We start from the raw sequence: 4658 nt of genomic DNA, 5'->3' as shown, positions 1-4658 counted from the left end.
TAAGGACCAACACAAGCAGCATGACTCTTCAAATACTGATTTCCCAAATCACCATCTTTTTCGTGTTTCATAATCGTCTTACGATCAAGCAAAGCTGTTGCACGACTCGCAACAATATTATTAAGAATAAGCTCTGCTGGATAAGGCTTATCAAATTTCATCACAACTGTTTTCTTATCGGGAGCTTGCAAAGCATCATCAACATTTTGTTCTGTAATTCCATATTCATTAAAAATTGCCGCATTACCCATCTTCAATTTGACAATCCGCTTCATACCCCAAACAAGATCATTGGCATTGGCTGATCTGCCATCATTAAACTTCAAACCATCACGCAAATGAAAAGTAATCACCGTACTGTGATCATCACCTGAAACATCCCAATGCGTTGCTAAAGCAGGAACTATTTTAGCAGGATCATCTGTCGCAGTACTCACCAAGTTATCACAAATATTGTAAATAATTTCACTTGCATAAACATCATTGCTTTGGGCGGGATCAAACGTACTGATTGCATCAAGATTCCAAGCCATCACAAGGGTATTAGCCGGTGTTTTTGCTGAAACCTGTTGTCCAACTACCCCCAAAGCCATAAGAGCAGCAACAAGAGAGCTGCTACTTTTCAATATTGTTTTCTTCAAGTTCATAAACTTTTCCCTTTATTTATTTTTTATCAATTAATGACGCTGAAATAATATAGCAAATTTATAATTATAACATTGAATAAATACGTTCTAATCGCTTATATTTTTAATCACCTACACAGAGTCATCTACTTGATAAATTCATTGACTTACGTCTCAATAAACCATAGCGAACATACAATATATGTTTTGCTAACTAGTATTACATTCTTTTCATAACCTTTCTTTGCATATGATAATGCACTATATCAGTTCCCTATTAATCATCAATAAGCCTTATCGCCCCAAAAAATAGTGAGCTTTAAAAAATCATTACGCAAAAATTTATGAATTCATTATTCTATTCCTTTAGGCGATATTTAAAATAAAATATGCAAACTTTAAAAATAGTCATCCCCCTCAAACACTCAGTTTCAAAATGCGGCGCATCTTTACTACATGACAAAAACGGCACTGGAACAGCAGAAAGACATAAGAAAATATCTTTTCTAAAACGCTACCCCCCACAAAAAGCTGCTTAATTTTTTGAAAAATAAGTGTCAAAAGTTTTACGTTTTTACCAACAAAACCAAACGCGTTAACAAAGATAAAAGAAAAATGAGAAGAATCATTCCTTCCACGCTTTATCTTTTGAGAAATAAAGCTTACAATAAAAGAATACACACTAAAATGCATTCCCCCATTGATAAAAACAAAATTCATTAGACGCTTCCCCCCTAAAGACATAACGAATATAAACCCTTCTAAACTTTAGTGTGCATCATCGCTTTGCCACTATAAAAATAGAGCATAAAACAACATACAGCAACAGAACTCTCGTTTCCAGCGGAAACATACAGAGATTCAACGAAGCAATGTAGTGGATACAAGCCTGCATGAGCTTAATCATCTTCCAAAAAATTGGAGCGCACACGCGGCAAGATCACTCTACTAATAGAGGAAAGCTATCAGATAATAAAACCCAACACAAGCAGCTTGAGTCATTTAACTTCAATTTTTCATCGCTGTATTTTATTTTTATTACCTAGGTAAGCATTGAGCAATCGACCTACATATAAATAAACCGACAGTCATACAAGCAAAGAAAAACAATGCAACAACAGCACCCCATCTAAAAACCACTTTGCATTCGTCAATAAGCATGAATAAAATATTCATTAATTATAACGGTCATGTCATTAACAGAAATAAAAAAAACTCTTCTCAACCATTACAAATGCCAAAGACTGTTGCACAACATTGAGAGCTAGTAAAGTGTATGATGGTGCTGATTTGCTCCTTCATAAGCGTAAAGATGGAGGTGCTCAATGGATTTACCGTTGTACCATTCACAGGCGCCACCGCGAAATGGGTTTTGGTGTACTAAATGTTTCTTTAAAACATACAAGATATTACCATTATCTCACTTCAGATACATAACAGTTAAGGTATCACTCCTTTTGGCGTCTGTTTTTTCATCCTCAAAATTATACCTTTATCGTTTTTAGTGCCAACAACAGTAGAAAATCATTAATATTGTATAGTTTGTATATTTCAATTATCTTATACAGTGAAATTGTATAATCTATACATTTATTAAATAATTCAATTATTATCCTATTGATCATTACTCTTACAAAAGACAGTTTGCCAATTTATCGACAAAAACATCCTTCAAGATGATCATTAACAATCCCTACGGACTGCATAAAAGCATAACAAATTGTGGGACCAACGAATGTCCAGCCACGTTTCTTCAAGTCTTGAGAAAGACGAAGAGAAGCAGGTGTCATAGGGTTAGCCAACAGTGTTTGAAAATCTATTTTTTCATAACGCTCTGATGGTGGTGGCTGAAAAGACCAAAAATAGTGGGACAAACTTCCCCACTCTGTTATAATTTCTTGTGCTCTCAATGCGTTATTAAGCACTGATTGAATTTTTCCTTGATGGCGAACAATGTCTTTATTCTGCATTAACATTTGCACCTTTAGCTCATCATAATGAGCAATCTTTTCAAAGTCAAAGTGATCAAATGCAATGCGAAAAAAAAAGCGTTTTTTTAAAATTGTAAACCAAGAAAGTCCCGCTTGGAAACCTTCAAGACAAATTTTCTCAAACAAACGAATATCCTCAAAAATAGGCTTTCCCCATTCGGTATCATGATAAGCACAATAAAGTGGATCCGTTCCAGCCCATGCGCAACGAACTTTTCCATCCACTCCCTTAAGAAGACCTTCCGCAAGCATGGCATTAACCCCCGTATTAAAAGAGCATTCCTTGATCATCGCTAGGCGACTTTATTTGCTTGTGTTTTGAACGTTTAGCGGAAATAGGCTCTTGTGTTGCAACACTGATATCTCCATCAAAAAAACGTAAATTTATGTGCCCCGTTTCAGGAAACTGAGCCAAGCGTTTAATGGGCTTATTCTCTTTCCCCAAAGCCAAAACAAAACCGCGCTCCAAAATATTCTGATATGAAGTGCTTTTTAAAAGCCTAGATACTACCTCTAACCCAGCACGTTGTTTTTCCACACTACGCACAAAAGCACGCTGAAGACGTGCCGTATATTCCTTTGTATTGCGTTGTGCTTTTTCACTATTTAACAAACGCGGTGAAAGACGCACACCAAGTGCATGAAAAGAAAAACGTTTTTTATCGTAGCTCACACAAAGAGCACGCTGCAATCGACTTGAAGTTTCATCCAAACCACGCCGTGGTAGAGCAAAAAGTTGATCGGCAGTCGGAAGAGCTCGTAGAGTAGCTCGCAATTTTTGTCGATAAAAATCCAAATAACGCGCTAGTCCCTTGCGCAAACGTGCACCAAGCGATGCCACCAGCATCTCGAGATCAAGCTTAACAGGAACAGCCCGTTCTGCTGCGGCAGTGGGAGTTGGAGCACGCCAATCAGCCACATAATCAATCAAGGTCCAGTCCGTTTCATGCCCAACAGCAGAAATAACAGGAAGAGAAGATTCATAAACAGCACGAACAACAGCTTCGTCATTAAACCCCCACAAATCTTCTAAACTTCCCCCTCCCCGTGCAACAATAATAAGATCAGGCTTAGGAACAACTCCTCCTAAAGGCAACGCATTAAAACCTTCAACAGCAACAGCCACTTCTTTCCCACTTGTTTCCCCCTGAACACGTACAGGCCAAACCAAAATATGCAACGGAAAACGATCGGATATACGGTGAATAATATCACGAATAACAGCACCTGTTGGTGATGTTACAACGCCTATAATTCGAGGCATATAAGGCAAAGTTTTTTTCTTAGCTTCATCAAACAAGCCTTCTTCTAAAAACTTTTTCTTACGATTTTCAAGGAGTGTCATCAAAGCACCAATCCCTGTTGGTTCAAGAGCCTCAATGACAATTTGATATTTCGATGATCCTGGATACGTCGTAAGTTTACCAACAGCAATCACTTCCATCCCTTCTTCAGGAGGAAATTTGAGCTTTTCCATCATTCCACGCCAAATAACAGCTTCCAACCGTGCCTTATCATCTTTTAAAGCAAAATAAGCATGTCCCGAAGCATGAGTACCACGGTAACCTGATATCTCCCCACGTACCCGTACATAACCAAACTTTTCTTCAACAACACGCTTTAGGGCCCCTGCTATTTCGGAAACAGTGAATTCTGCCACATTTGTTACACCTGTTTTTTCACTAAACAAACTTACCATTTTTCAATTCTTTACGCCCGTTTCTGTGAATCTTTTTGAAACAACACATCTTTAAACTTTTGATTTATAGCTTCATCAAAATACCCATAACACCGGCTAGAGTAGTTTATATTTTTAATTTCAAATCGATTATCAGGGTTGTAAAAAAACTTGAAGCCGTTTTATGGGGATATCTAGAGTCATTATTTCATTCGAAAATTGTATCAATAGAAGTTTAAATATTCAATCTTAACATTCACACAAACACATCTTTTATAAGAATTCCTGAAATAAAATTCTCTACACAACATAGAAATCCATTCCCGATAAAATTCAACGTATTGCAAAGTGTTAAAGAGCTTT

Annotated in this window: 3 protein-coding genes and 2 pseudogenes; 1 reads left to right on the top strand and 4 read right to left on the bottom strand. The window is 37.0% G+C overall.

Features of this window, described 5'->3' with window-relative positions; all coding sequences use genetic code 11:
• The coding region (locus tag ACFILY_RS08800; protein WP_375631721.1) for an ABC transporter substrate-binding protein at positions 1 to 647 on the bottom strand (647 nt) is incomplete at its 3' end.
• A gap of 1206 nt (positions 648 to 1853) precedes the next feature.
• Between ACFILY_RS08800 and ACFILY_RS08795 the strand changes: the two are divergent.
• A pseudogene (locus ACFILY_RS08795) lies at positions 1854 to 2033 on the top strand (integrase); the annotation flags it as partial.
• Positions 2034 to 2278: 245 nt separating this feature from the next.
• Here ACFILY_RS08795 and ACFILY_RS08790 read toward each other — a convergent pair.
• The 3 genes and pseudogenes from ACFILY_RS08790 to ACFILY_RS08780 all read right to left on the bottom strand — a co-directional run.
• Positions 2279 to 2908, bottom strand: a complete 630-nt coding sequence (locus ACFILY_RS08790; RefSeq protein WP_375631719.1) for a DNA-3-methyladenine glycosylase I — start codon at positions 2906 to 2908, stop codon at positions 2279 to 2281.
• Positions 2886 to 4316 (bottom strand): exodeoxyribonuclease VII large subunit, encoded by a 1431-nt coding sequence (xseA, locus tag ACFILY_RS08785; RefSeq protein ID WP_375637874.1) that lies wholly within the window; start codon positions 4314 to 4316, stop codon positions 2886 to 2888. The genes ACFILY_RS08790 and xseA overlap by 23 nt, the downstream gene beginning before the upstream one ends.
• A gap of 14 nt (positions 4317 to 4330) precedes the next feature.
• Positions 4331 to 4524: pseudogene (locus ACFILY_RS08780) on the bottom strand (ABC transporter substrate-binding protein); the annotation flags it as partial.
• Positions 4525 to 4658 lie beyond the last annotated feature (134 nt).

This window comes from Bartonella sp. CL25QHWL (assembly GCF_042195335.1).
GTDB lineage: Bacteria > Pseudomonadota > Alphaproteobacteria > Rhizobiales > Rhizobiaceae > Bartonella.
The sequence above is the reverse complement of the archived record's forward strand: the minus strand, read 5'-3'. Positions and strand labels throughout refer to the sequence as shown.